A 254-nucleotide genomic window follows, 5' to 3' on the forward strand; every position below is an offset into this window, starting at 1 on the left:
TAACTTCTCCTGCGTCAAGGGCGGGCTGCGTTTCTTGCAGCCCGGCGTAGCGGACCCTTGACGCCCGATGGTGATTTAGGCTGATGTCAGGGGGCAAAGCCGCGCACTTCGGCTTTGCCCCCTGACAGACCCTGCCAGCCTCCGGTCTGGCGGAGAGGAGGACGGTGGCCCAATCAAGTCTGATGGTTATCAGCCAACCCCGTGTCTGGCTCACCGCCCCCGCTCCATTCGCTCAGGCAAACGCACGCTGGACG

This window comes from Candidatus Accumulibacter vicinus (assembly GCF_000584955.1).
Lineage (GTDB): Bacteria > Pseudomonadota > Gammaproteobacteria > Burkholderiales > Rhodocyclaceae > Accumulibacter > Accumulibacter vicinus.